Annotated in this window: 23 protein-coding genes and 1 tRNA gene; 4 read left to right on the top strand and 20 right to left on the bottom strand. The window is 69.2% G+C overall.

Features of this window, described 5'->3' with window-relative positions; genetic code table 11:
• Positions 1-22 precede the first annotated feature (22 nt).
• The 3 genes from G6N49_RS08165 to G6N49_RS08155 are packed head-to-tail and all read right to left on the bottom strand — an operon-like array spanning position 23 to position 2,489.
• The gene (locus tag G6N49_RS08165; RefSeq protein ID WP_011855849.1) at positions 23-634 is read right to left on the bottom strand and encodes a hypothetical protein; all 612 of its coding nucleotides are present in this window, start codon (positions 632-634) and stop codon (positions 23-25) included.
• Between the two features lie 29 nt (positions 635-663).
• Positions 664-1,221 carry a class I SAM-dependent methyltransferase gene (locus G6N49_RS08160; protein WP_407665038.1) on the bottom strand — a complete coding sequence of 186 codons (558 nt, stop codon included), beginning with the start codon at positions 1,219-1,221 and terminating at the stop codon, positions 664-666.
• A complete protein-coding gene (locus G6N49_RS08155) occupies positions 1,212-2,489 on the bottom strand; it encodes an acyltransferase family protein (protein WP_011855851.1) in 1,278 nt (425 codons plus the stop codon). The genes G6N49_RS08160 and G6N49_RS08155 overlap by 10 nt, the downstream gene beginning before the upstream one ends.
• Positions 2,490-2,607: 118 nt before the next feature.
• Here G6N49_RS08155 and G6N49_RS08150 point away from each other — a divergent pair, with 118 nt between their 5' ends.
• The 3 genes from G6N49_RS08150 to G6N49_RS08140 are packed head-to-tail and all read left to right on the top strand — an operon-like array spanning position 2,608 to position 5,206.
• Positions 2,608-3,279, top strand: coding sequence for a VldE C-terminal domain-containing protein (locus G6N49_RS08150; protein WP_041309709.1), 672 nt, complete (start codon positions 2,608-2,610; stop codon positions 3,277-3,279).
• A gap of 50 nt (positions 3,280-3,329) precedes the next feature.
• Positions 3,330-4,070, top strand: a complete 741-nt coding sequence (locus G6N49_RS08145) for a response regulator (protein WP_179967741.1) — start codon at positions 3,330-3,332, stop codon at positions 4,068-4,070.
• On the top strand, positions 4,067-5,206 hold the full coding sequence (locus tag G6N49_RS08140) for a sensor histidine kinase (protein WP_011855853.1): 1,140 nt from the start codon (positions 4,067-4,069) through the stop codon (positions 5,204-5,206). The genes G6N49_RS08145 and G6N49_RS08140 overlap by 4 nt, the downstream gene beginning before the upstream one ends.
• A gap of 248 nt (positions 5,207-5,454) precedes the next feature.
• Here the strand turns inward: G6N49_RS08140 and G6N49_RS08135 are convergent, their stop codons facing one another.
• The 3 genes from G6N49_RS08135 to G6N49_RS08125 form a co-directional block, all read right to left on the bottom strand.
• Complete coding sequence (locus tag G6N49_RS08135) at positions 5,455-6,699, bottom strand: serine/threonine-protein kinase (protein WP_011855854.1); 1,245 nt, start codon at positions 6,697-6,699, stop codon at positions 5,455-5,457.
• Positions 6,700-6,765: 66 nt separating this feature from the next.
• The gene (locus G6N49_RS08130) at positions 6,766-7,224 is read right to left on the bottom strand and encodes a transglycosylase family protein (RefSeq protein WP_011768245.1); all 459 of its coding nucleotides are present in this window, start codon (positions 7,222-7,224) and stop codon (positions 6,766-6,768) included.
• A 213-nt stretch (positions 7,225-7,437) separates the two neighbouring features.
• Positions 7,438-7,511 (bottom strand) — tRNA-Pro (locus tag G6N49_RS08125).
• Positions 7,512-7,672: 161 nt separating this feature from the next.
• Between G6N49_RS08125 and G6N49_RS08120 the strand changes: the two genes are divergently transcribed.
• Positions 7,673-9,163, top strand: coding sequence for a cryptochrome/photolyase family protein (locus tag G6N49_RS08120; protein ID WP_011855855.1), 1,491 nt, complete (start codon positions 7,673-7,675; stop codon positions 9,161-9,163).
• Here the strand turns inward: G6N49_RS08120 and G6N49_RS08115 are convergent.
• The 14 genes from G6N49_RS08115 to G6N49_RS08050 form a co-directional block, all read right to left on the bottom strand.
• Complete coding sequence (locus G6N49_RS08115) at positions 9,160-9,927, bottom strand: sulfite exporter TauE/SafE family protein (RefSeq protein ID WP_011855856.1); 768 nt, start codon at positions 9,925-9,927, stop codon at positions 9,160-9,162. The genes G6N49_RS08120 and G6N49_RS08115 overlap by 4 nt on opposite strands.
• A gap of 49 nt (positions 9,928-9,976) precedes the next feature.
• Entirely contained in the window at positions 9,977-10,915 is a 939-nt protein-coding gene (locus tag G6N49_RS08110; RefSeq protein WP_011560319.1) for a sulfite exporter TauE/SafE family protein, read from the bottom strand.
• 214 nt (positions 10,916-11,129) lie between these two features.
• Complete coding sequence (gene der, locus G6N49_RS08105) at positions 11,130-12,545, bottom strand: ribosome biogenesis GTPase Der (protein ID WP_011560320.1); 1,416 nt, start codon at positions 12,543-12,545, stop codon at positions 11,130-11,132.
• On the bottom strand, positions 12,542-13,228 hold the full coding sequence (gene cmk, locus G6N49_RS08100; RefSeq protein WP_011560321.1) for a (d)CMP kinase: 687 nt from the start codon (positions 13,226-13,228) through the stop codon (positions 12,542-12,544). The genes der and cmk overlap by 4 nt, the downstream gene beginning before the upstream one ends.
• A complete protein-coding gene (locus tag G6N49_RS08095; RefSeq protein ID WP_011560322.1) occupies positions 13,225-13,968 on the bottom strand; it encodes a pseudouridine synthase in 744 nt (247 codons plus the stop codon). Before G6N49_RS08095 ends, cmk begins: the two co-directional genes overlap by 4 nt.
• Entirely contained in the window at positions 13,965-14,660 is a 696-nt protein-coding gene (gene scpB / locus G6N49_RS08090) for an SMC-Scp complex subunit ScpB (protein WP_011855857.1), read from the bottom strand. Before scpB ends, G6N49_RS08095 begins: the two co-directional genes overlap by 4 nt.
• Positions 14,657-15,484 (bottom strand): segregation/condensation protein A, encoded by an 828-nt coding sequence (locus G6N49_RS08085; RefSeq protein WP_011560324.1) that lies wholly within the window; start codon positions 15,482-15,484, stop codon positions 14,657-14,659. Before G6N49_RS08085 ends, scpB begins: the two co-directional genes overlap by 4 nt.
• On the bottom strand, positions 15,481-16,353 hold the full coding sequence (locus G6N49_RS08080) for a ParA family protein (RefSeq protein WP_011768247.1): 873 nt from the start codon (positions 16,351-16,353) through the stop codon (positions 15,481-15,483). Before G6N49_RS08080 ends, G6N49_RS08085 begins: the two co-directional genes overlap by 4 nt.
• A 54-nt stretch (positions 16,354-16,407) precedes the next feature.
• Complete coding sequence (locus G6N49_RS08075; protein WP_011855858.1) at positions 16,408-18,711, bottom strand: MMPL family transporter; 2,304 nt, start codon at positions 18,709-18,711, stop codon at positions 16,408-16,410.
• A 6-nt stretch (positions 18,712-18,717) separates the two neighbouring features.
• Positions 18,718-19,866: a flavin-containing monooxygenase gene (locus G6N49_RS08070; protein ID WP_011855859.1), complete on the bottom strand. Its 1,149-nt coding sequence runs from the start codon at positions 19,864-19,866 to the stop codon at positions 18,718-18,720.
• A gap of 5 nt (positions 19,867-19,871) precedes the next feature.
• Entirely contained in the window at positions 19,872-20,933 is a 1,062-nt protein-coding gene (locus tag G6N49_RS08065) for a pyridoxal phosphate-dependent aminotransferase (protein ID WP_011855860.1), read from the bottom strand.
• Entirely contained in the window at positions 20,930-21,943 is a 1,014-nt protein-coding gene (locus tag G6N49_RS08060; RefSeq protein ID WP_011855861.1) for a 3-oxoacyl-ACP synthase III family protein, read from the bottom strand. The genes G6N49_RS08065 and G6N49_RS08060 overlap by 4 nt, the downstream gene beginning before the upstream one ends.
• 9 nt (positions 21,944-21,952) lie before the next feature.
• Positions 21,953-22,618, bottom strand: a complete 666-nt coding sequence (locus G6N49_RS08055) for a hypothetical protein (protein ID WP_011560330.1) — start codon at positions 22,616-22,618, stop codon at positions 21,953-21,955.
• Positions 22,599-24,347 carry a thiamine pyrophosphate-binding protein gene (locus tag G6N49_RS08050; RefSeq protein ID WP_011855862.1) on the bottom strand — a complete coding sequence of 583 codons (1,749 nt, stop codon included), beginning with the start codon at positions 24,345-24,347 and terminating at the stop codon, positions 22,599-22,601. The genes G6N49_RS08055 and G6N49_RS08050 overlap by 20 nt, the downstream gene beginning before the upstream one ends.
• Positions 24,348-25,092: the final 745 nt, after the last annotated feature.

The raw sequence follows: 25,092 nt of genomic DNA, 5'->3' as shown, positions 1-25,092 counted from the left end.
GCCCCATCCCCCGCGCGGAGGCTCAGCCGCGGTAGAACATCACCGGTGGCAACGGGCGTAGTCCTCCCCCGCTGTTGCTCGCCGCGAAAGAGACCGACGCCTGCGGGATCTCGCTACCCAACTGGATGTCACCCACCCGGTGGAACCGGCCGATCACACCGCCGATGAGGAATTCGAACCGGTCGCCGCGGCCCAGCACTCCGGTCTGCGAGCCGGCCGCCGCGGAAACGCCGAAGACGACGGGACGTACGCCCGCGAGGTAGAGCCACAGCGAGGAGTAGAGCTGGTCATCGGCCCGCGTTCGGGGAAAGGTGAAGTGGTGCAACGGCGCGCCGTCACCGGAGGACGCGAACAGGAAGTCCTGATCGGTTCCCGGGCCGTAGGCGTCGGGGAATTTGACGCACACGGTGCGGACCACGGCGTCGGTACTCGTCGGTGCGATCCGCACGAAGGTGGTGTACCGCCGGCCGGGCCGCAGCAACTGCGTGAGCCCGGGCATCCGCGCATCGTCGTCGAACGCCACGTCGGCCTCGTACACCGGGCCGGGTTCGGCGAACAGCCGCAGCGGGTCTCCGAGCGCCCCGGAGACGGTTGAACGCACGGCGGACGGCAACGTCGCCAGAGTCTCAGACATACCGGCGGACTACCCACGCTCGGCGGATCTCAACATGACGCGGTCCGGCGACCGAGCAGCCACGCCGTGCCGGACCTCTCGCCGGCGGCGACGATCTGGAGGTCGGCGAACGCGTGGGTGAGCGCCCCGGGAGCCACCCGGTAGCGGCCCGGTGCGGCGCCGACCTCGCTCAGAGCGGCGACGGCGAGCAGTCCACCGGGTCTCAGCCGGGCCACCATCGCCCGGTCCAGGCGTTCGTCGCGGAAAAGGTGGCACACGACGACGTCCACGGGCGGGCCGGGCGGCAGGCCGCAGTCGAGATCGACCACGTCGAACCGGCAGCGGTCGGCCACACCGCGCTCTCGAGCGGTGGCCGCGGCCTGTTCGACCGCGACCGAGGAGATGTCCAACCCCCGGACGTCCAGGCCACGCTCGGCGAGCCAGATCGAGACGCGGCCCTGCCCGCAGGCGACGTCGAGTGCGGACCCCGCGGTGGGGAACGCGTCCGAGTGGGCGGTGAAGATGTCGGGCAGACCGATCGACCCGGCCGCCGACGGGCCGAGCCGGTCGTATCTGCGGTCCCAGTGGGCGCGGTCGCTCACCGCCACCCGGCACACACCCGTGCGGCCACCGCCGCGAGAAGGAACCCGCCGAGCGCCGTCCACCCGCCGACGCCGGCCAGCCCCTGCTTGGCCATCAGCACCGAAGCCACACCGGCGACACAGATCAACCCGCCCGCGAGGGCCGAGCGGACGCCGGTGGCCGCCGCGGGGTCGTCCCACCACGGAAGTGGCCGGTGCTCCAGCGGTGCGAGCAACTTGAAGAGCAGGGCCATGACCACGGCGAAGACGACCGCCCGTAGTGCCAGCAGTGCCCAGAAGTCCGGCGCATCCACGTCGAACGCGTCCAGGCCGACCGCGTGCAGCGAGAACGCGGCGATCGCGATCGCGGGGATGTGCCAGAGGTAGAGCGTCATGGCTCCCGCGTTGCCCACCGCGACGGCATCCCAGACCCGCGGTCGGGCCGCCCACCGGCGCAGCCGCCCCGCCACGACGACGAACGCGCAGGACATCCACGTGCAGTGAAGTGCGAGCAGCAACGTGGGCGGCGAGGTGTTGGACACCCGCTCGACACCGGTCACCACGAGCGCGACCTCATAGGCGCCGGTGAACGTGAGGGCACACTGCGCGGCGAACGCCGCCACCGCCGCGGCGATCGCGGCGAGGGGCCTGATCAATCCGCGTGCATAGGCCACGCCGAGCACCACCGGGATGAGCCAGACGACCAGGAAGTTGACGACGCCGACCTCGGGCGTGCCGACGGCGGACCTGATGCCGTCGACGGCCCACGCGACGGTCAGCAGGGCGATGATCAGAAGGGCCACCGCACCGCCCGTCCGCAGCCGGGTCAACGCCGGCACGAAGGCGAGCGCGATCAGGTACACACCCAGGAACCACAGCAGCGCGACGCTTTCGCGACCGAGCGCGTCCGCGGACTCCGCGCCCAGCAGCAGCCGCACCACGAGAAGGACGGCCGCCCACGCCGCCAGATACCAGAACACCGGTCGGCACAGCCGCTGGGCCCGGGTGAAAAGCCATGCACCCCAGGGCGTCCCGGCGTGCCAGCCGTAGGCGCCTGCCGCACCGCCGGCCAGGAAGAACAGCGGCATCACCTGGACCACCCAGGTCACCGGGGCGATCGCGGGCACCGCACCCAGCAGGTTCCCGATCCGCACGCCGCCGGAGTCGATGGTGGCCAGCAAGAGCGCGCAGTGGCCGAACATGACGACCACCAGAGCCGTGAGCCGAGCGACGTCCACAGCGCGGTCTCGGCGGCGCACCTTGTCGTGGGTCGGTCGCGTATCGAGTTCCGCCATGCGTTCAGCATCCCCGCCGAGGGGATCCGGCGGATGAGTAGGACTACGTGCGATCACGATTCACCGAATCGGCGCGGAATCCCCGTGCCGCACCGCTTCCGACTCTAGAGTGCTGCGCATGGGGTGGACGATCTCAGCGAACGGGATGGGCCGCTGGGTGGCGCTCGCCACCTCGCTGGCCGTCTCCGCGGCGATGGTCTACGCGCAGGACACCGAAGACGCTCCCAGGGTCGCCGAGGCCCCCCTGGCCGCTGCTGCCGCCCCGACGTCCGTGCCCGCGGCCCCGCCGTCCGTCGCCCGGGCCGACGAGGCCGAACTGCTGGCGGCGAGTGCGCCCGTCGCTGCGCGGGATTTCAAGTTCGAACTGCCCGCAGGTGTCGCGCCCGAGGGTGGTCTTCAGGTGAAGACGATCTGGGCGGCCCGCGCCATCGGCGTGATGTTCCCCGAGATCAAAACCATCGGCGGATATCGGCAGGATCCGCTCAAGTGGCACCCCAACGGTCTGGCGATCGACGTGATGATCCCGAACCACGGCTCCGATGAGGGCATCGAGCTCGGCAACCAGATCGCCGGATTGGCGTTGGCCAACGCCCGCCGGTGGGGAGTGCTGCACGTCATCTGGCGGCAGGGCTTCTACCCGGGCATCGGTGCGCCGAGTTGGACGGCGGATTACGGCAACGAGACGGCCAATCACTACGACCACGTCCACATCGCCACCAACGGCGGCGGCTTCCCCACTGGGCGCGAAACGTATTACCTCGAGTCGATGAGCCCGGTGCCGCGGCCCTGATGCGCCCGGGGATCCCTCCGGCCGCGACGCCGGCGGGCACGATGGGATTCATGGAACAGTCGACCGGTTCAACGACTCGTACCCACGGCTACCGCGCACTGGTGGTCGACGACGAGACCGCGTTGGCCGAGGTGGTGGCGAGCTATCTGGAGCGCGAGCAGTTCGAGGCCTCCGTCGTCGGCAGCGGTGCGGAGGCCATCGCCGTCGCCCGCGGCCTCGATCCGGACGTCGTCATCCTCGACATCGGCCTGCCGGGTATCGACGGCCTCGAGGTGTGCCGCCAGCTCCGCACCTTCTCGGACGCCTACGTGGTCATGCTCACCGCCCGCAACACGGAACTGGACACGGTCCTCGGGCTGACCGTCGGCGCCGACGACTACGTCACGAAACCGTTCAGCCCGCGGGAACTGGTGGCGCGTATCAGGGCCATGCTTCGGCGGCCCCGCATGCGTCCCGTCGCCGGCGCCGACACCGAGGACCTGCCGCCGCCACGAGTGTTCGGTCCGCTCAGCATCGATGTGGCGGCCCGTGAAGTGGGCCTCGACGGTGAATCGATCTTGTTGACCCGCACGGAATTCGACATCCTGGAGGCGTTGTCCGCGCGGCCGGGGGTCGTGCTGAGTCGGCGTCAACTGCTCGACATCGTGCGCGAGGGGCCGTGGGTGGGTAACGAGCACCTCGTCGACGTCCACATCGGCCATCTGCGGCGCAAGCTCGGAGACGACGCCGCGAACCCCCGGTTCATCATGACCGTGCGGGGTGTGGGCTACCGGATGGGAAGTTCCCGATGACGGCCGGCATCGGCGCGCGACTGTTCGCAGCGCAGGCGATCGTGCTCACCGTCGGTGCGGCCACCACGTCGATGGCGGCCGCGATCGTCGGACCACCCCTCTTCCGCGACCACCTCCATCAGGCGGGCGTACCGCCGAACTCGCTCGAGGAGATGCACGCCGAGGAAGCGTACGGGTACGCCACGGCCATCTCCATCACCGGCGCACTCGCGGTCTCGGTGCTGGCCGCACTGGCCGTCAGCTGGTACCTCAGCCGCCGGCTGCAGCGCTCGATCACCGAAGTCGCCTCGGCGGCAACCGCGGTCGCCGACGGCCGGTACGACATCCGGGTCTCGCCGCCCCATCTCGGTGAGGACTTCGACGCGCTCGCCCACGCGTTCAACCAGATGGCGTCGCAACTGCAGTCGGTCGAGGTGACTCGTCGCCGACTGTTCAGCGACCTCGCCCACGAGATCCGCACCCCGGTCGCGGTGCTCGAGGCGTACTTCGAGGCGATCGAGGACGGGGTCCGCAGCCTCACCCCCGAAACCGCCGCGATGCTGCGTGACCAGACTGGACGACTGGTCCGGTTCGCAGGCGATCTCGGTGCGCTCGCCCGCGCCGAGGAGAGCTCCGCATCGATGGAGCTCGAGCCGATCGACATCCACTCGCTGGTGCAGCGTTGCGCCGCGGCGGCACAGTCGGGCTACTCCCGTAAAGGTGTGGAATTGTGCACGGCAGTGGACGTCGACCTGCCACCGCTGTGGGGAGACGAGCAGCGCATGAGCCAGGTACTGGCGAATCTGCTCGACAATGCTCTGCGCCACACGCCCTCCGGCGGACGGGTCGAGATCAGCGCCAGGCGTGACGGGCACCGGGTGTTGATTCGCGTGTCCGACAACGGTGAAGGGATCGCCGCCGAGCACCTGCCGCACGTGTTCGAGCGGTTCTACCGGGCGGACTCCGCCCGGGCGCGCCAGAACGGCGGCGCCGGAATCGGATTGGCGATCGCCAAGGCGGTGGTCGAGGCCCACGGCGGCACCATCGCCGCCGACAGCGCCGGCGCCGGGAGGGGGACCGTCTTCACCGTCGCGGTGCCCGTTCGAGCATCCGCACCTGACCTCGCGCGGCGGCCCCCGCCGACACCGGTTGCTTGATCTTGTACAGCGGCGGGTAACCGTGCGCCAACGATGAAGGGGCGGTGGCGTCATGGGGACGGGTTGGTTTGCCGAGAAGGCTTGTGTGGCTGTGTGTAGGGCGTGTGGCTATCCCACGTTGGGCGTGCGGTACTGCGCGGTGTGCGCCGTAGACGTGTTGGCTTCGGCCTCGCATCCCGACCGCGACGTGCAGCCGGATCACGGAGTTGTCCCGGCGGCCTGACCTGCGGCGCGCTCAATCCAGCGTTTCAGCCGTTGCCGTTTCCGCGGCCTTCGCGCTTCTTCTCTTCTTTCTTTTGCTCCTTGTCGCCGGACCCGTCCTGCGGCTGTTCGATGGCAGATGACGGGGTGCTGCTGGGAGTGGGCGCGGGAGTGCTGGTGCTGCTCGGTTGTGGTGATGGTGCGGTGGAGAACGGCTCGGCTGCGAGTGCGAGAGCGGAGACGGTCAGGCACACGAGTATCGCGGCGGCGAATATCGCCTTGCGGGTGCGCCCCGGCAGTTGGCGCCACCGCGACGGCGGCGGTGGCGGCAGGACGTAGTGCGCCGACGGCGGCAACGGTTGGTCGAGAACCTTTGTGGCGGGCCGTGGCGGAGCCGCCGTGGCGGGTGCGGCACCGGCGAGCAGTGCCCGGCGGTCGCCGTTGACTGCGGCGCGCATCTGGGCGGCGTCGCCGAAGCGTTGGGCGGGGTCACGGGTCATTGCGCGGTCGATCGTCCCGGCCAGGACGGGGTCGAGATCCGGCCGCACCTCACGCAGCGGGGGCGGTGGGTCGTCCATGATGGCCCGCGCCACCGCGACGGGGCTGTCCTGCGGGAAGGCGCGGTGGCCCACGATCGCCTCGTAGCCCACGACGCCCACTGCGTAGAGATCGTCGGCCACCGACGCCGGAGCCCCGGTGACGCGCTCGGGACTCATGTAAGCCATGGTGCCGATGATCTGACCGGTCATGGTGTGGGCGGCCCCGCCGGCTTTCGCGATACCGAAGTCGGCGACCTTGACGCTGTCCCCGGTGACCGACAGCAGAATGTTGGCCGGTTTGATGTCGCGGTGCAGCACACCCGCGGAGTGGGCGACGGACAGGGCGGCCAGGACGTCGTCGAGCATGGAGCGCACCTGGTCCGGTGCCAGCGGACCGTCGGCCATGACGTCGTGCAGAGTCCGGCCGGGCAGGCGCTCCATGACGATGAACGGTGTGCCGTCCTGCTCGCCGTAGTCGTGCACCGCGACGATGTTCGGATGGGACAGCATCGCCGCTGACCGTGCTTCGTCGCGGAACCGGTTCAGGGTTTCCGGCTGGGCGTTCATGGCCGGGTGCAGGATCTTGATCGCGACGGGGCGGTCGAGTCGGGTATCCCAGGCGTCGCGCACCTCGGCCATACCGCCGGCGCCCAGGACCCCGCGGAGCACGTAGCGCCCCGCGAACAGGTCGTGTCCGGTCGAGTCCACAGCGTTGCCCCGCTCATTCGCCGTCACAGCGGATGGTGCCACCATGCGCTGTTCGGTCCTCAGGTGAGGATCGTCCCCGGGGGCATTCCCCGTTAGCGGCGGGTCTGAGCGTCAGCGGGCCAGTGCCGAAGCCACCGCACGTGCCTGGCTCGTCAGTGCGGCGCACATTCTGTTGAGGTTGACGACACCGAGCACGAGCCCGGACATGACCCGGCACGCGCTACCCGTACCGGGAGGAGCCGACGACCTCGGGGACAGAGCGTACGCACCACAAACGGGCCACGCGCCGATCCCCTGGGTGCGCAGAACACGCTCGGCGATGGCTATCTGGTATTCGCGCGGCGCCTTGTCCGGAGAGCCGACACCGCCGTGCTCCCGCCACGTGGCGGGCAGGAACTGCAGGCCACCGTAGAACCCGTTGCCGGTGTTGATCGCCCAATTACCGCTGGATTCGCACTGTGCGATCGCATCCCAGTTGACCGTGCTGGCATTGGCCTTCGGTGTAGCCACCGCGATCGATGTCGTCGACAGGGCGACGGCGGTCAGTGCCACACCCAATCCCTTGACCATCTGCACTGGGGAACCCTTTCAGCCGCCGAACGCGTCCTGACGTGGTGGTCGGTGTCGAACGATTCCCCATTGTTACCGCTGTTGTCACAGTGGACCATGAGGAGACAGTGATAGTTGTTCACAACTTTGAGGTCGGCCCGACACCGGGGCCCGGAGTTGGGCCGAATGAGAAAAGGCGGCTTCCGAATTCTCGGAAACCGCCTCTGACCTGCGTCGGGCTGACAGGATTTGAACCTGCGACCACTTGACCCCCAGTCAAGTGCGCTACCAAGCTGCGCCACAGCCCGTTGCCGCGGGATTGCTCCTGCGGCAGCACGTGAGCCTACCGCACCCCCCGCCGCGAATCCCAACCGCTTCGCCGTTGTGCGGATTCGTACGCGACACGCCGAGGACGGCGTATGACGTCGCACACTCGAGCCCACCCAGCGCCCCTCGTAGCCTCGAAGAGGTGACCGGTACGCGTGACGACACCCCACTGTGGCTCTTCGCCGACCAACTCGGCCCGGCCGTCCACGGCGGCGAGCACGCCCACCGCGACGTGCTGCTCATCGAGGCCGACCACGCCCTGCGCAAGCGCCGCTACCACCGCCAGAAACTGCACATCGTGCTGTCCGCGCTGCGCCACGCCGACCGCGACCTCGGCGACCGCGCCACCCTCCTCCGCTCCGAGACCTACACCGACGCGCTCGAACGCTACGGCCGGCCCGTCCTCGTCCACGAGCCGACGTCCTTCGCCGCCGAGAGGTTCGTCCACCGCCTCAAACAGCGTGGCCTCGTCGCCGACATCCTGCCCACCCCGACATTCGCGTTGCCGCGCAAGGACTTCGAACAGTGGGCCGGGAACCGCACCCGGTTCCGCATGGAGGACTTCTACCGCGACCAACGCCGCCGCTTCGACGTCCTGATGAGCGGGGCCGATCCCGTCGGCAACCGGTGGAACTACGACGAGGAGAACCGCCACTCCCCACCGAAGAAGCGGCGCACCCTCGACGTGCCCGCGCCGTACAAGCCCCGCGAGGACGACATCGACGAAGAGGTCCGCCGCGACCTCGACCGGATGGACCTCGACACCGTCGGCGCCGACGGCCCCCGCCTGTTCGCCGTCACACCCGCCGAAGCCAAACGCGCCCTCACCCGCTTCATCGAGCACCGCCTGCCGACCTTCGGCGACTACGAGGACGCGATGATGGGCGAGGACTGGGCGATGTCGCACTCACTGTTGTCGGTGCCGCTCAACCTCGGCGTGCTCCACCCCCTCGACGCTGTGTACGCCGCCGAACAGGCCTACCGCGACGGGACCGCGCCGCTGGCTGCCGTCGAGGGGTTCATCCGCCAGATCCTCGGCTGGCGCGAGTACATGTGGCATCTCTACTGGCATTTCGGCGAGCGGTACGTCGACAGCAACGAACTCGACGCCAGGACACCGCTTCCGGACTGGTGGGCCGACCTCGACGCCGACGCCGTGACCGCCGAATGCCTGCGCCACGCGCTGATGGGGCTTCGTGACCGGGGCTGGACGCACCACATCCAGCGGCTGATGATCCTCGGCAGCCACGCCCTGCAGCGCGGATACCACCCTCGCGAACTCACCGAGTGGTACGCCACCGCCTACGTCGACGGCTTCCGCTGGGTCATGCCCACCAACGTCGTCGGGATGAGCCAGCACGCCGACGGTGGCATGCTCGCCACCAAGCCGTACACCTCCGGCGGCGCCTACATCAACAAGATGAGCGACCACTGCGGCGACTGCGCCTACGACCCGCGTAAACGCCTCGGCGAGGACGCCTGCCCGTTCACGGCCGGCTACTGGGCCTTCGTGCACCGCCACCGCGACCGGCTCGAGCGCAACATGCGCACCCGCCGGGCGGTACAGGGGTTGAACCGGCTCGGCGACCTCGAGGACGTCCTCGCCCAGGAGGACAAGCGCACACGGTTCTAGACGGTCACCAGCCGCCACAGCCCGATCAGGCCGACCACGACGATGACCGCCCGCAGGGCGTTCGGCGACAGCCGTCGGCCGTAGTGCGCCCCGAGGAACCCGCCGAGCAGCGAACCGACCGCGATGAGACCCGCAGCGGCCCAGCTGATCCGGTCGAAGGCGACCAACGTGTACGCGACGGCCGCGACGACGTTCACGATCAGCGACAGCAGGTTCTTGGCGGCGTTCATCCGTTGCATGTCCTCGGGCAGCAGCGCCCCCATGACCGCGATCAGCAGGATCCCCTGCGCCGCGGTGAAGTAGCCGCCGTACACGCCGACGAGGAACGTCCCGATCACCAGCGCGGCCATCCTGCCGCGGCTGATGTGGTCGAGCGAGCGCCCGGCGCTCTCGGACCGCTGCCTGGCCCACGCCTGGATCCTCGGGCCGACGATCACCAGGATCAGCGCCGCGATCAGCAGCACCGGGACGATCGCGATGAACACCTTCTCGGGCAGGTGCAGCAGCAGCCACGCCCCCGCCATCGCTCCAAGGAGGGAACCCGGGATCTGCCAGCGCAGCCGATGCCATTGCCCGCGCAGTTCGCGGCGGTAACCCCAGGTGCCGGACACTCCCCCGGCCACCAGTCCGACCGCGTTCGACATGGTCGCCGTGACCGGCGGATAACCGAGCGCGACGAGCGTCGGGAACGTGATCAGGGTGCCCGACCCGACGATCGCGTTGATGGCGCCCGCACCCACCCCCGCTAGGGCGATGAGGACCATGTCGACGACGGGCACCCGGGGAACCCTAGTGTGTCCCGCTCAGACCGGCTCAGCGCACCTCGTCGGCGGTTTCCGCCGGTCGCTCGACGACCGCGACCTCGGCTTCGAGTTCCTGCGGCACGTACGCCGGGGCGCGCATGATCCGCCACGCCAGCACCAGGAACACCGCCCAGGCCACGGCGATGACCGAGTAGATCAGCGTCGACCACGGCCACTCGATACCGAAGTAGTGGACCAGTTTCTGGGAGTTGGTGAGCACGATGATCCCGCCGACTCCGGTCCCCAGCAGCGCCGGGCTGATCCGGCTGACCAGCCAGGCGGCGATGGGTGCAGCGATCACGCCGCCGACGGCCAGCGCCGCCACCACGCCGAGGTTGTCGAAGAACTCGTCACGCAACCCGACGAGGAAGCCCACCGAGGCCGACGCCGCGACCAGGAACTCCGACGCGCTGACCGAACCGATGACCGTGCGCGGTGCGGTCTTACCGCTCGAGAGGAGCGTGCTGGTGGTGATCGGACCCCAGCCGCCGCCACCGGAGGCGTCGATGAATCCGCCGAAGAGCCCCAGCGGGGTGAGGAATTTGGCTCCGTGTTTGGTGCCGTTGCCGCCGATCACCGGTGGGGTGCGCAGCGAGAAGCGCAGCAGCACGTAGGCGCCGATACACACGAGGATCGCGGCCATCAGCGGTGCGGCGTCCTCGGTGGACAGCGCCGACAGCACCGTGGCGCCGAGGAAGGCGCCGACCGCGCCCGGGACGCCGAGCTTGGCGACGATCGACCAGTCGATGTTCTTGAAGCGCCAGTGCGAGATGCCCGACGCCAGCGTGGTGCCCACCTCGGCCAGGTGCACCGCGGCGCTGGCCTGGGCGGCGGCCACTCCGGACAGCACCAGCAGGGTGGAGGCGGTGACGCCGAACGCCATCCCGAGTGCACCGTCGACGAGCTGGGCACCGACGCCGACGAGGGCGATGATCAGTAGCGAACGCATTGGTCCGGCTTTCGACTCCGCGGCGCCTGAAGAAGGCAGCCTGAACGATCAGTGGGCGCGTGTTCTACGGACGCGGACAACACCACTCGTCGAAAGCCATCAACCGGCGCGACGGCCAGAAGGGCTGAAGGGCGCAGGCGTGCGAGGGTGCGGCACGGAAGGCTCGTTCAGCCACCGTCGTCCCCTCTCGTCGTCTGCTGATCTTCACACTGTACTAGCGCGATCGTGAACCGCGCTTCTCGCGTACCCGAACGTTGATCCGGATGGGGCTGCCCTCGAATCCAAAGGTCTCACGCAGCCGCCGCTCGAGGAACCGACGATAGCCCGCCTCGAGGAAACCGCTGGTGAACAACACGAACGTCGGAGGCCGTGCGGTGGCCTGGGTGGCGAACAGGATCCTGGGCTGCTTGCCGCCCCGCACGGGAGGCGGCGTGGCGGCCACGATCTCCTTGAAGAACGTGTTGAGCCGGCCGGTCGGGATGCGGGCGTCCCACGATTGCAGCGCCGTCTCCAGGGCCGGCACCAGCTTCTGCACGGCCCGGCCGGTCATCGCCGAGATGTTGACCCGCGGCGCCCACTGCACCTGCGCCAGCTCCCGGTCGATTTCCCGGTCCAGCAGATAGCGGCGGTCCTCGTCGACGAGGTCCCACTTGTTGAAGGCGAGCACCAGTGCCCGGCCGGCCTCGATGACCATCGACAGCACCCGCTGGTCCTGTTCGGTCAGCGGTTGGGAGGCGTCGATCAGCACGAGCACGACTTCGGCCGCGTCGATGGCGCCGTGGGTGCGCACCGAGGCGTAGAACTCGTGGCCGCTGGCCTGGCCGACCTTGCGGCGCAGCCCGGCCGTGTCGACGAACCGCCACGTCTTGCCGCCGAGTTCGATCAGCGAGTCGACCGGGTCGACCGTCGTCCCGGCGACGTCGTGCACCACCGACCGTTCGTCCCCGGCGAGCCGGTTGAGCAGCGAGCTCTTGCCCACGTTCGGTTTGCCGACGAGCGCGACGCGGCGCGGACCGCCGGATCCCCCGCCGACCTCGGACACCTCGGGCAGTTTCTCGAGGACATGGTCGAGCAGATCGGCGACGCCGCGGCCGTGGATGGCGCTCACCGAATGCGGCTGACCGATCCCGAGCGACCACAGCGCGGCCGCATCGGCCTCTCCGCGTTCGGTGTCGACCTTGTTGGCGGCCAGGAACACCGGTTTGCCCGATTTGCGCAGCATCCGCGCGGCGGCTTCGTCGGCGGCGGTCGCGCCGACGACGGCGTCGACGACGAGGATGATCGCGTCGGCGGTGCGCATCGCGACGGTGGCCTGGTCGGCGACCAGCTGCTGCAGGCCCTTGGCGTCGGGTTCCCAGCCGCCGGTGTCCTGTACGACGAAACGGCGTCCGGACCAGGTCGCGTCGTAGGAGACGCGGTCGCGGGTGACGCCGGGGATGTCCTGCACCACCGCCTCACGCCGGCCCAGGATCCGGTTCACCAGCGTCGACTTGCCGACGTTGGGACGGCCGACGACGGCTACCACCGGGGGTGGGGCGGACGCCTCCTCGATCGCCTCGGCGACCTCTTCGGCACCCAGCTCCCAGTCCCGTTCGTCGACCCAGGTGCCGTCGTCCTCTGGTGATGTCATCGGCGCACTCCCGCCCGCTGGTGCACCAGATCCTGCAGATGCGCGACCACTTCGGTTTCGTTCATATCGCTGGTGTCGACGACCACGGCGTCGTCGGCCGCGCGCAGCGGCGAGACGGCCCGGGTCGAGTCCAGATGGTCGCGACGCCGGACGTCGGCCAGGACGGAGTCGTAGTCGTCGGGCAGTCCGTTGGCGACGTTCTGCACGTTGCGCCTGCGCGCCCGCTCCTCGGCCGAGGCGGTGAGGAAGATCTTGACGTCGGCGGCGGGCAGCACCACGGTCCCGATGTCGCGCCCCTCGACGACCACGCTGCCCGATCCGTCGGCCAGCCGGCGCTGCAGGTCCACCAGCCGCGCGCGCACCGCGGGCACCGCCGACACCGCCGACACCGCCCGCGTGACGGCGTCTCCGCGGATCTCGGCCGAAACATCTTCTCCCGCAAGCAAAGAACGGTCCTCGTCGGGGTCGTAGCCGACCGCGAGCTCGACCCCGTCGACGGCAGCGGCCACCGCGTCCCCGTCGGAGGGATCGATGCCCGCGCGCAGCACGGCCAGGGTCACGATGCGGTACATCGCCCCGGTGTCGAGATACCGGGCGCCCAGCGCGCGAGCCAAACCCCTTGACACCGAGGACTTTCCGGTGCCGGCGGGGCCGTCGACGGCGATCACCGTTCCGTCAGTCACATCCCCACCGCCTTGTACAGTTCACCGATCTCCTTGCGGGTCAGCACCCGGATGCTGCCGGGGCGCTGCTCGCCGAGCGAGACCGCCCCGATGTCGGTGCGCACCAGCTCCTGCACCGGGAATCCGACCGCCGCCAACAAGCGACGAACGATACGCTTGCGCCCCTCGTGCAGGGTCACCCGGACCATCGACCGGCCGGGCATCGCGTCCACGACCGCGAAGTCGTCGACCCGGGCGGGTCCGTCGTCCAGTTCCACTCCGGCGCGCAGCTTCTTGCCCAGCCCGCGCGGGACGGTTCCCAGCACGGTGGCGACGTAGGTCTTGGGCACCTCGTAGGACGGGTGCATCAACCGGTGTGCGAGTTCGCCGTCGTTGGTCAGCAGCATCAGACCCTCGGTGTCCGCGTCGAGGCGGCCGACGTGGAACAACCCCTTGTTGCCGCGCACCCGGTGCTCGACGAGGTCACCGATGCAGGGCCGTCCGCGGTCGTCGGACATCGTGGAGTGCATCCCTCGCGGCTTGTTGATGGCGAGGTGCACGAGCGTGTCGTCGAGCAGGACCCGGGTGCCGTCGACGCGGATGTCGGCCGCGGTGGGATCGACCCGGGTGCCGAGTTCGGTGACGATGTGGCCGTCGACTTCGACGCGGCCGTCGAGGATCATCTTCTCGGCGACTCGGCGGGACGCGATTCCGGCCTGCGACAACACTTTCTGCAGTCGGACACCATCGGGTTCGGTCATCGGTCATCCTTGTCCACGTCGTAGGACATCGGCTGTCCGGTGGGTGCGGGCACGCCGCCCAGTTTCATGAATCTCGGTTCGTCCGCGAGCGATTCGCTCAGATCGTCGATCACGTCGACGTCGGGCAGCAGCGGGGCGATGTCGGGCAGGTCGGCCAGCGAGGACAGCCCGAGCCGCTCGAGGAACAGCTCGGTGGTGGCGAACGTGACCGCCCCCGAGTCCGGGTCTGTGCCCGCCTCGGTGATCAGCCCGCGGGCCAGCAGTGTGCGCATGACGGCGTCGACGTTGACCCCGCGGACCGCGCTGACCCGCGCGCGGGTCACCGGCTGGCGGTAGGCGACCACGGCCAGCGTCTCCAGCGCCGCACGGGTGAGTTTGGAGCGGGCGCCGTCGAGCAGCAGCCGCTCGACGTACGGGGCGTAGCGCGACCGGGTGTACATCCGCCAGCCACCGCCTGCCTCGCGCAGGTCGATGCCGCTGTCGCGGGCGGCCAGGTCGGCGGCCATCTCGGTGAGCATGGTGGCGATTCGGTAGCCAGGCTGGTCGGTCACCTCGGCCAGCTGGTCCACGGTCGCGGGCGTGTCCACGACCAGGAGCAGGGCTTCGAGTACGTTGCGCAGTTCGGAGTCGTCGAGCTCGGGGGTGGTCGCGACGTCGATGCCGAGGTTGCCATCGGTGATCTCGTCGGTCATTGCTCTCGTTGTTCTCCCGCGTCGACGGTTGCCAGTTGTTCGTTGGTCGGCCTATCCCCGGTCCACGAAACCTGGAGCACACCAAGCGGTTCTGCCTGGTCGAATGCTACCGTCCGCGCCCGGTACAGCTCGAGCAGCGCCAGGAAACGGCCGACGATCTCGATGCCACCCTGACAATCGGCGACCAGATCGGTGAATGTGGCCCACTGGCCGACCCCTCGCTGCTCGAGCAACGCCAGGAGCCGCTTCGCCTGTTCGGGCACCGACACCGACGGTGCGTGCAGGTGGTCGGTTCGAACGCTCGGCACCGGCCGCGGGGTGAACGCCGACGCCGCGATCTCGGCGAACCGGTCGGCGTCGACCCCGAGCATCACCTCCGGGAGCAGTTCGCTGTAGCGGGGCTCCAGCGACACCGCGCGCGGATAGCTGCGCAGTGCGGCGGCCTCGAGTTCGGCGAACATGACCGCGACGTGTTTGAACGCCCGGTACTGCAGGAGCCGGGCGAACAGCAGGTCACGGACCTCGAGCAGGGCGAGGTCCTCTTCGTCGTGGACCTCGCCGGCGGGCAGCAGGCGGGCGGCCTTGAGGTCGAGCAGCGTCGCGGCGATCACCAGGAACGCCGTCGTCTCGTCCAGTTCGAGTTGCCGGCCGATCGCCTTGGTGTAGGCGATGAAGTCGTCGGTGACCTGGTGCAGCGCGACCTCGGTGACGTCGAGCCGATGGGCGAAGATCAGCTGCAGCAGCAGATCGAACGGTCCCTCGAAATTGTTCAGCCGAACCTGGAACCCACTCTTGTCTGGCTGCTCGGCGTCCCCGCCGCTCACGCGCCGAACCGGTCGATGACTTCCCGTGCCAGCGCGCGGTAGGCCTCGGCGCCGGCCGACTTCGGCGCCCACGTCGTGATCGGCTCGCCCGCGACGCTGGTCTCGGGGAAGCGCACCGTACGGGTGATGACGGTGTCGAAGACCAGGTCGCCGAACCGCTCGACCACCCGGGCCATGACCTCCCGGGCGTTGACGGTGCGCGGGTCGTAGCGGGTGACCAGGATGCCGCTGATGTCGAGCTTCGGGTTGAGCCGGTCACGGACCTTGTCGACGGTGTCGGTGAGCAGCGCCAGCCCGCGCAGCGAGAAGTACTCGCATTCGGTGGGGATGATCACGCCGTCGCTGCAGGCCAGCCCGTTGACCGTGAGCAGTCCGAGCGACGGCTGACAGTCGATCAGCACGTAGTCGTAGCGGTCCAGCACCGGATGCAGCGCGCGGCCCAGTGTCTGCTCGCGGCCGACCTCGTTGACCAGCTGGATCTCCGCGGCGGACAGGTCGATGTTGCTCGGCACCAGGTCGAGGTTCCTGACCCGGGTGCTGATCAGGACGTCGTCGATCGACACCCGCGGTTCGACCAGCAGGTTGTGCACGGTGTGGTCGAGTTCATAGTGCGGCACGCCCAGCCCGGCGGACAGCGCCCCCTGGGGGTCCAGGTCGACCAGCAGCACCCGCCGGCCGTATTCGGCCAGGCTGGCGCCGAGGTTGATCGTCGAGGTGGTCTTGCCGACCCCACCCTTCTGGTTGCACATCGCGATGACCTTGGCCGGTCCGTGCGTGCTGCGGGGTGCGGGTTCAGGGATCGAGCGGTACGGCCGTCCGGTCAGGCCCGTCGCCACGGGCGCGTCGGCACCTGCGGCGTCATCGGTCATGCCGGACCGCCGCAGGCCGGGCACTCCACACGCAGGGCGAACATCCGGTTGAGTTTAACGTCGCGGGACCGCCGATACCGGCAGACCCGCAGACGACTTGCCGTCCTCACCGCCGCGGTGCCGGCCTGCCGGTGCGGCCTCGCCGATGCCGAACCGGCGGTGCAGCCGGGCCAGGGGCGCCGGAGCCCACCAGTTCGCCGGGCCCATCACGTGCATGAACGCCGGCACGAGGATCAGCCGGACCAGCGTCGCGTCCATCAGCACCGCGACGGTGAGCCCCACCCCGAGCATCCGCATGAACGACACCTCGGCCGCGATCAGCGCCGCGAAGGAGATCGACATGATCACCGCCGCCGCCGTGATGACCCTGCCGGTACGTGCCAACCCGAGGGCGACCGCCTCGTCGTTGGCCGCCCGGGTCCCGGCCGGGACATCCCGCGGGGCCAGCCAGTATTCGCGGATACGTGCCATCAGGAAGACCTCGTAGTCCATCGACAGCCCGAAGGCGATACAGAACAGCAGCACGGGAATGGTGACGCCGATGGTGCCGGTACTCGTGGTGCCGAGCGCCGCGAGGTGGCCCTGCTGGAAGATCCACACCAACGCCCCGAACGCCGCGGTGAGCGACAGCACGTTGAGCACGATCGCCTTCAGGGGAAGCACCACGCTGCCGGTGAGCAGGAACAGCAACACCAGGCTGGTGAGGCCGATGATGCCCAGCACCAACGGCATTCGCGACAGCACGGCGGCGACGATGTCCCGGTTGCTCGGGGTGGTGCCGGTCAGCAGCACCTCGCGGCCGTCCGGGCCTGGCACCGCCTGCAGCGCGTCCAACTGGGCCTCGGACTCCGCCGAGTCCAGCGGCGCGGAACTGGCGACGGTGAGGAAGGCGCTGCCGTCGGCCGTCCCGGTGGGCGCCGAGGGTGGGCCGGTCTGCCGGCCGCCGGCGAAGGTGCCCGCCGGCGAGGACACCCACGGCACGTCCGGGACGCGCGACAGTTCGGCGGCGAACTCGCCGAGCGCGGCGGGGCGGACACCCGCGATGTCGGGGAGGACGACCGTGACCGTCGTGGCCGAGTCGGCGGTGAACTCGGTCCGCAACAGGTCGCCGACCCGGTGGGCGTCCGCGGTCGTCGGCAGCACGCGGTCGTCGGGGAATCCCCACCGTGCGTCGAGGAACGGGGCGCCGAGCACCAGCAGCAGGGCCACCACGGCGACACTGAGCGCGCCGCCGCGACGCGTCACCGCCCGCGCGGCGCGGTACCAGAAGGATCGCTCGACCGGCCGGGGCGTGGGCGGTGGCCTGCGCAGTATCCGCCGGACGAACCGCCGCACGTCCAGTGAGTCGAGGCGGTCACCGCACAGCGTGATGACCGCCGGGGTGACGACGAGCGCCGCCACCGAGGCGAAGCCCACCACGGCGACACCCGCGTAGGCGAACGATCGCAGGAAGTACATCGGGAACACGGCCATCGGCAGCATCGACAGCCCGACGATGACCGCGGAGAAGACCACGGTGCGCCCGGCCGCCGCCATCGTCCGCATCAAGGCGTCCTCACGCGGTGCGCCGGTGGCGATCTCGTCGCGGTAGCGGCTGAGGATGAGCAGCGTGTAGTCGATCGCGAGGGCCAGGCCCATCGCCACGGCGAGGTTGAGGGCGAACACCGAGACGTCGGTGACCATCGTGATACCGCGCAGGACGGCCATCGATCCGACGATGGCCAGCGCCCCGACCGCCATCGGCAGCATCGCGGCGAACAACCCGCCGAACACCCAGACCAGAACCAGGAAGCTCAGTGGGAAGGCGATGGCTTCCATCGCCATCAGATCCTTCTCCGTCTGCGCGTTGATCTGGGCATTCACCGCGGCGACGCCACCGGCGCGCACGACGACCCCGTCGCGGTCGCCGGTGAGCGCGGCGGACAGGTCCTCCGCATGCGCGGCGGCATCGCTTTCGTCGCCGTCGAGCCCGGCGATGACGAGCGCCGTCGTGCTGTCGGTGCTGACGAGTTCGTCCGCCGTACCCGGTGGCGCCCCCCACGGTGACTCCACGTACCCGACGGACGGTGACTCCCTGAGTGCCCTGACGATGTCCGCGCCGACCGCCGCGCCGGGGCCGGTCAGCGCCCCGTCCGGCGCCGTGACCGTCAGCAGCAGCTGCATCTCCGGCCGGTCGAAGGTGTCCGCCAGGATCGCCGACGCCCGCGCCGAATCCGATTCGGGGTCACGGAACCCGCCGCCGGACAGGCTGCCGGCGACCGGGACCCCGAAGACGGCGCACCCGATGAGAACCGCCACGGCCGCGGCGATGACGCGCTTCGGCGCGGCGATCGCCAGTCGGGTCACGGCCTGTAACACGGCGACTCAGCGGATCAGCGTGGGAGTGCGGTCCAGCTCGTCGGCGATGTGCCTGGCGACGTGCTGGGACTGCTTGGCGACATAGGAGATCAGGCCGGGGCGGGACAGGAATCCGACGAACCGCAGTCCGGGCGCGGCCGCGGCGACACCGCAGGACCGCGGAAGACCCTTGTCGTCGAGGACCCCGAGGTGACCGACCATCGCGTCGAGGCCGCGGGTGTACCCGGTCGCGCAGATCACCGCATCCGGTCGCAGGCGCCTGCCGTCGACCAGCTCCACGGTGGCGCCGTCGAACCGCGCGACGGTGGGGACGACCTCGAACACGCGGGCGCGGATCGCGCGCACCACCTCCCGGTCGACGATGACCGGGGCCCGGCCGAGCCGTTTGCCCCGGGCGAACACACCTTCCGACGGCGTCGGCAGGCCGTACTCGGCGAGGTCGCCGACGTCGATGCGCTGCCCCACCCGGGAGACGGCGTCGGCCAGCCAGGTCGGCGCGTCGAACAGCGGTGTGGCGAGATAGTCGGACGGGAATCCGCCGGGAAGTGAACGGATCATGATGTGCGGCACCGTGCGGACGGCGAGCCAGGCGCTCTCGGCGCCACCGGTCGCGACGTCGTGCACGATCTCCATCGCCGACGATCCGGCCCCGACGACCAGCACCCGCCTCCCCGTGTAGGGGCGCGGATTCCGGTACTGCGCCGAGTGGCTGACCTCACCGGGATACGACCGCATCCCGGGCCATTCCGGAATCCGCGGGCTGTGTTCGTATCCCGTCGCCACCACCACCTGCCGTGCGGTGAGGTCACCGGTCGACGTACTCAGGCACCAGCCCGCCGGGTGCCGGTCGATGCGGGTGACGGTGGTCTCCAGCAGGAGCTCGATTCCGTCCTCGTGTGCGTGCCGGTCGAGGTGCGCGACCACCTGATCGCGGGTGGGGAACACGCCGGTCCCGTCGGGATACGGCCGGTTCGGCATGTGCGAGGTGCGTCGGCCGGTGTTCAGTTTGAGCCGGTCGTAGCGTGCCTTCCACGACGATCCGACGTGATCGGCGCGGTCGATGAGCACCGGGCGCAGACCCCTGTCGCGCAGGCTCAGCGCGGCCGCGACCCCCGACGGCCCGGCCCCGATGACGACGACCTGATGATCGCGCATGGCCGTCACCCTCGGCCGCGCAGCGCGGCCAGCACGGCACCGGTCGACGAGCGTCCGCCCACGGTGATCCGGACTCCGCCGTCGGCGCAATGTTTGACCCGCACACCGTCGGCGCCGTCGAAGACCTCGCGCCACGGGCGGTCGCCGACCGGCAGGTACACGAAGTTGGCGTGTCCGTCGATACTCGGGACGCCCATCGCGCGCAACCGCATCCGCAGATGGCGGCGCTCCGAGGTGATCAGCCGGATACGTTGCCGCAGCTGACTTTCCGCCTGATAGGAAGCGGCGACGGCCACGAGGCCGGTGCTGCCCATCCCGAACGGGAGCTGCATCGCCCACAGTTCGGCGGTCAGCCCCCAGGAGCCGATCGCGTAGCCGATGCGCAGACCCGCGAGCCCGTAGGCCTTGGAGAAGGTGCGCAGGACCAGCACGTTGGGGAACCGTTGGATGAGGTCGACGGCGTCGATCCGCCACTGTGGCGCGACGAATTCCACGTACGCCTCGTCGAGGATGACGATCGTGTCGCTGGACAACCGGGCCAGGAAGGCCTCGAGCGTCGCAGCGCTCTCCACGGTGCCGGTCGGGTTGTGCGGCCGGCAGACCACGACGAGCCGGGCACCGGACGCCGCGTCCGCCATGGCGTCCAGGTCGTGGTGGCCGTCGGCCAGCAGCGGAACCGCCTCCACCTGCAACCTGGTCATCGCCGACGCGATGGTGTAGCCCTCGAACGTCGGGACCGGCAGGACGATCCGGTCCCCCGGCGAGGTGAAGGCGTGCATGACCTGGACCAGCACCCCGGTCGCCCCAGCGCCGACGACGACCTGTTCGTCCGGCACGGCGACGTGGTCGGCGATCAGGTGCCGCAGGGATTCCGGAAGGAACTCCGGGTATCTGTTGGCCGCCTGGATCGACTCGATCATGGCGGTTTGCACGGCAGGCAGCGGCGGGAACGGATTCTCGTTGAGCGACAACGCCATCGGATCGACCGCCGTGGGCAGTGAGGAGATCCTGGGCTGCACGGACCCCGGTGGTGACGTTGCTGGTCCCGGTTCGGCGACGATGGTCATGCTGATCGACCACCCCACCGCACGGCCGCGGCGCCGGCGAAGTCACCGGCGTGGGCGAACGCGGCCATCAGCACGGTGTCCCCGCGTTTGAGTTGGCCGTCGCTGATCGCGCGGTCGAGGTTCATCGGGACACCGACCGCGAACAGGTTCCCGCACTCGTCGAACGTGTCGCGGTGACGTTCCTTCGGCAGCTCCAGCGCATCGCGCCAGTTGCGCAGGAACACGCGGTTGGGCTGGTTGGTGACGAACAGATCGAGCTCTTTGGGTTTGATGCCCAACCGGTCACACACCGCGAAGGACACCTCCGGAACCTGTCGGTTGCCGCGGGCGAGCACCTTGGTGATCTTGGCCTCGGTGAATCCGATGCAGCCCTCCCCCGGACCGGGCTGCCACCACTTGCGGAACGGTTCGACCGCGATCGTCATGTCACCGGCGTACTCGCCGTAGGTACGGCACTCCACGTCGAGCACGGGAGATTCGTCGGACAGCGCGACCAGGCCGACGGCGGCACCGTCACCGGGTACACACGACTGGGCCTTCTGCCGGGTGAGCGGCTGGTCGAAGATCTGCCCGGCGGCATTCTGCGCCAACGCGATCAAGGCGGTGCGCCCTTCGCCGGCCTGGATCAGCGTGCGCGCCAGCTGCAGACCGAGGATGAACGCCGCACATCCACCGTTGTGCAGGTCGATCACGGTGCGCGGTTTCATCCCGAGGCGATGGGCCATGCCGCCGCCGCCTCCGTAGAACGGCATATCGGGCATCTGGGTGTGGGTGATGAGGATGTCGATGTCGGCGATCGTGTCGTGGCCGTGCCGTTGCACCAGGCCGGCGGTCGCACGTTCGACCATGTCGATGGCCGTCTCGTCCTCGGCGACGTGGTGGCGAAATTTCGGCGCCCGGAACATCAGGTGCTCGCGGAGGTCGTCGGCGCTGGCGAAGTCGGCGTAGTAATCGGCGCTGATGGGTTCGCCGGGAAGATAGGTCGAGACGTCGAGCAGGCTCACAGTCATCTCGTGCCCTCAGTCCATCCAGGCCGGTTTGATCGGCAGACCGTTGCGATGGCGGAATTCGGCGATCGCCTTCAGATTCTTCAGCTCGAGCAGGTGGCCGGCGCCGAACATGTCCCAGAAGTCACCCACCCACACCGGCCGCTCCGGCGGGGCCGTCTCGGGATAGGGATTGTTGTCGTAGAACGGGTGGTGGCAGTTCGTCCACAGCACAACCGATCCCGGCTTGTCGAGCACGACGCGGGCGTCCACGACGCGCATCAGGTAGATCATCCACAGGTGCTTGCCCTGGTCCCACGCGCAGTGGTAGTCGACCGTCCCGGCCTCCCGGTTGAAGACGGTCCTGGTGTAGATCTCGGTCTCGGAGCCGAGGCGATCCCAGGCCAGCCACAGGCCGTCCTCCTCGGTGCGCTCGAAACCACGCAGACTGTAGGTCCACTCCTCCAGGCTGCGGGTGTCGGAGAGGTAGTCGAACAGTTCGTCCGGCGGACAGTCGACGTAGCTGTTGACGGTGCAGAACTCGCCGAACACCTCGTCGTGCGGATAGACCGACCGCATCATGTCCATGATGATCGGGGTCGCCTTCTCCCGCGGCGACGTCTCGATCCGGATGACGCCGTCGATCGGATTGGTACTACCGGTGTGCGTGGCGATATCGTCAAGCGCTGGCAGGGACATCGATCGATTCCTCCTCGTGAACGGTGGCCGGGTCGGGGGCAGCCGGTGGGCCGGCCGCCAAAAATGGTGCGAAAGGCGGGATTTCGTCGGCCGAGCATTCGACCGAGACGACCGAGGGACCGTGTGCGTCCAGCGCCGAGGTGACCGCGCCGGCAAGTTCGGTGACATCGGCGACATCGACCGACGGCATGCCGGGGAACATGGCGTTGAGCCCCGCGCCGAGATGGCTGGGCGCGAACCTGTTGTAGCTGTACGTGCCGTCGTAGTAGAGCTGTTCGCGCGTCACACACATCCCGTGGGCGTTGTTGTTGAACAGCACGAAGGTGACCGGAAGACGGTGCTGTATCGCCGTGTGCAACTCGAGGCCGTGCATGAAGAACGACCCGTCACCGGCGATCACCACGGTCCGTCTGCGCCGGCCGAAGGCAACGCCGATCCCGGCCCCGAAGCTGTACCCCATCCCGCCCATGCCCAGCGCGACGAGGAACCTGCCTCGCCGGCGCACGGGTAGGTAGTGCACCGCTGACGCGCCGGTGTTCCCGGCGTCCACGACGATGTCGACGTCGGCCGGCAGCAGCCGGTCGAGGGCCTTCATCGCGTCGCGGAAGCGCACTCCTTCTCCGTCGAAGATCGGTGGCGACAACTCTTTCCGCGGGATCGTGTCGGCCACCCGCAATCCGCGCGGCCGCCGGCGCCCGATCAGCCCCCGGGTCAGCAATGGCAGTGAGGCGCGCAGATCGTCGCTGTGGATGTGGGTGCACGGGACGAAGGGCGGTGCCGAACCGATCGACAGGGTGCGGGTACCGGCCAGCACCGCGTCCAGACCTGCTCGCGCGGTCACCGGCAGACGCGACCCGACCAGCAGGCACAACGCGCTGTCGCCGATCGCCTCGGCGGTACCGGGATGGCCCATGACGCCGGTGACGCCGACCAGCGACGACGAGCCCATCCCCGGCGTCCCCGCGGCATCCTTCGCGTCGGGCGTGACGGCCACCCGGGCGCGCAGCACGGCGCGCAGTTGTTCGAGTTCCGCGCGGGCGTCGTCGTGGATCACCTGGCTGCCGACGACGATGGTGACGGGGCCGTCGACCTTCTGGAGTGCCCGCGCGATCGGGCGCGGATCGCCGACCTGCCTCGTCACCGGCGCGCGTTCGTGGCCCTCGGTCGAGTGTCGTACGTCGAGCACGGCCTGCTGAACGTCTTTGGGCAACAACAGGACTGCCGGCCCGCCCGAGAACGCTGCCCGCACGGCACGCGGAAGCGCGGTGAGGATGTCGGCGGGTTCGGTGATCCGTTCGCAGAACACCGACACCGTGGAGAACAGAGCGAGAGCATCCAGCGAACCGTTGCACCCGCTGGTGTCCTGGAAGCTCCCGCGGCCGTCCAGCGCCAGCGGAGGCTGACCGACCAGCGCGAGGACGGGAACCCGGCTGGCCAGCGACTCCCCCAGTCCCGGAACCAGGTTGAGCGAGCCGCCGCCGGAGGTCGCCATGACCACCCCCAGTCCGGCGCCGCTGCGGCTGTAGCCGTCCGCCATGGCGGCGGCCGAGAACTCGTGCTTGGCCAGGACCGCGGTGACGTCGCCGCGGAGGTGGGCGGCGTCGTAGACGTCCTCGATGTTGGCGCCGTCGACTCCGAAGAGGTACCGGACACCGCCCGCGGACAGGTAGTCGACGATGTGGTCCACCACGCGTGAGCGGAAAGCTGTGCCGACCGTGCTGTCATTCATGGAGAACACCCCGATTCTGCGCACTCCCACCGCGAAATAGCCCCGAAATAATGCGAGGCAGTCAACCTCTCTGGCTGCGATACGTTACCGCCGAATGGGGCACACGGATTGAAATTCGTCTGCGATATCCACGAGATGCTTTCTTAATCAACAACGACTTCGCTCCACCGCAGATCCAAGGGCGCCATAACCAGCCGGTTTCTGACAAGTGGGCAAACACCAGACACTCGATTCCGTTCATCCGATCGAGTTCCCACGCAACAATCCGGCCCCGAATGTGGCGCCCCGGAGGCCCGCCGTCGGGCACCTACAGCAACACCGCATGGCCGCCGGCCGGCGGTACCGCCGTCGGGGCGACTCTCGCCCCGCGACGACCGGGGCGCGATGGTCAGCGTCGCAGCGTGCAGAATCGCGACATTCGTCGCGAAGATGACCCGGGTATATGACCACGATCACAGTTGACTACCTGACGTGACTCACGTAACGGCAAACCCGCGCTGGCAGTACCGAGGCGGCGTAGCCTCTGCACTGAGAGGTTTGGACGACAGCACGGCCTCGCAAACACAATTGCGGTAACGAAAGTGACCCAATAATGGCACCGAACACAATGGGAACAATGCCGAGTCGAATTCATTCAATTGAAATTGATTTACTGTCAAGTCAATTACACGTCGGTGAATTCCGTCATTGCCGGCGCAATGTCGACCATGATCGCGCAAATGCGGCGCCGATTGCGCCCGAAGTC

It is taken from the genome of Mycolicibacterium monacense, assembly GCF_010731575.1.
Classification (GTDB): Bacteria; Actinomycetota; Actinomycetes; order Mycobacteriales; family Mycobacteriaceae; genus Mycobacterium; species Mycobacterium monacense.
This window is presented reverse-complemented; position numbering and strand designations above follow the sequence as displayed.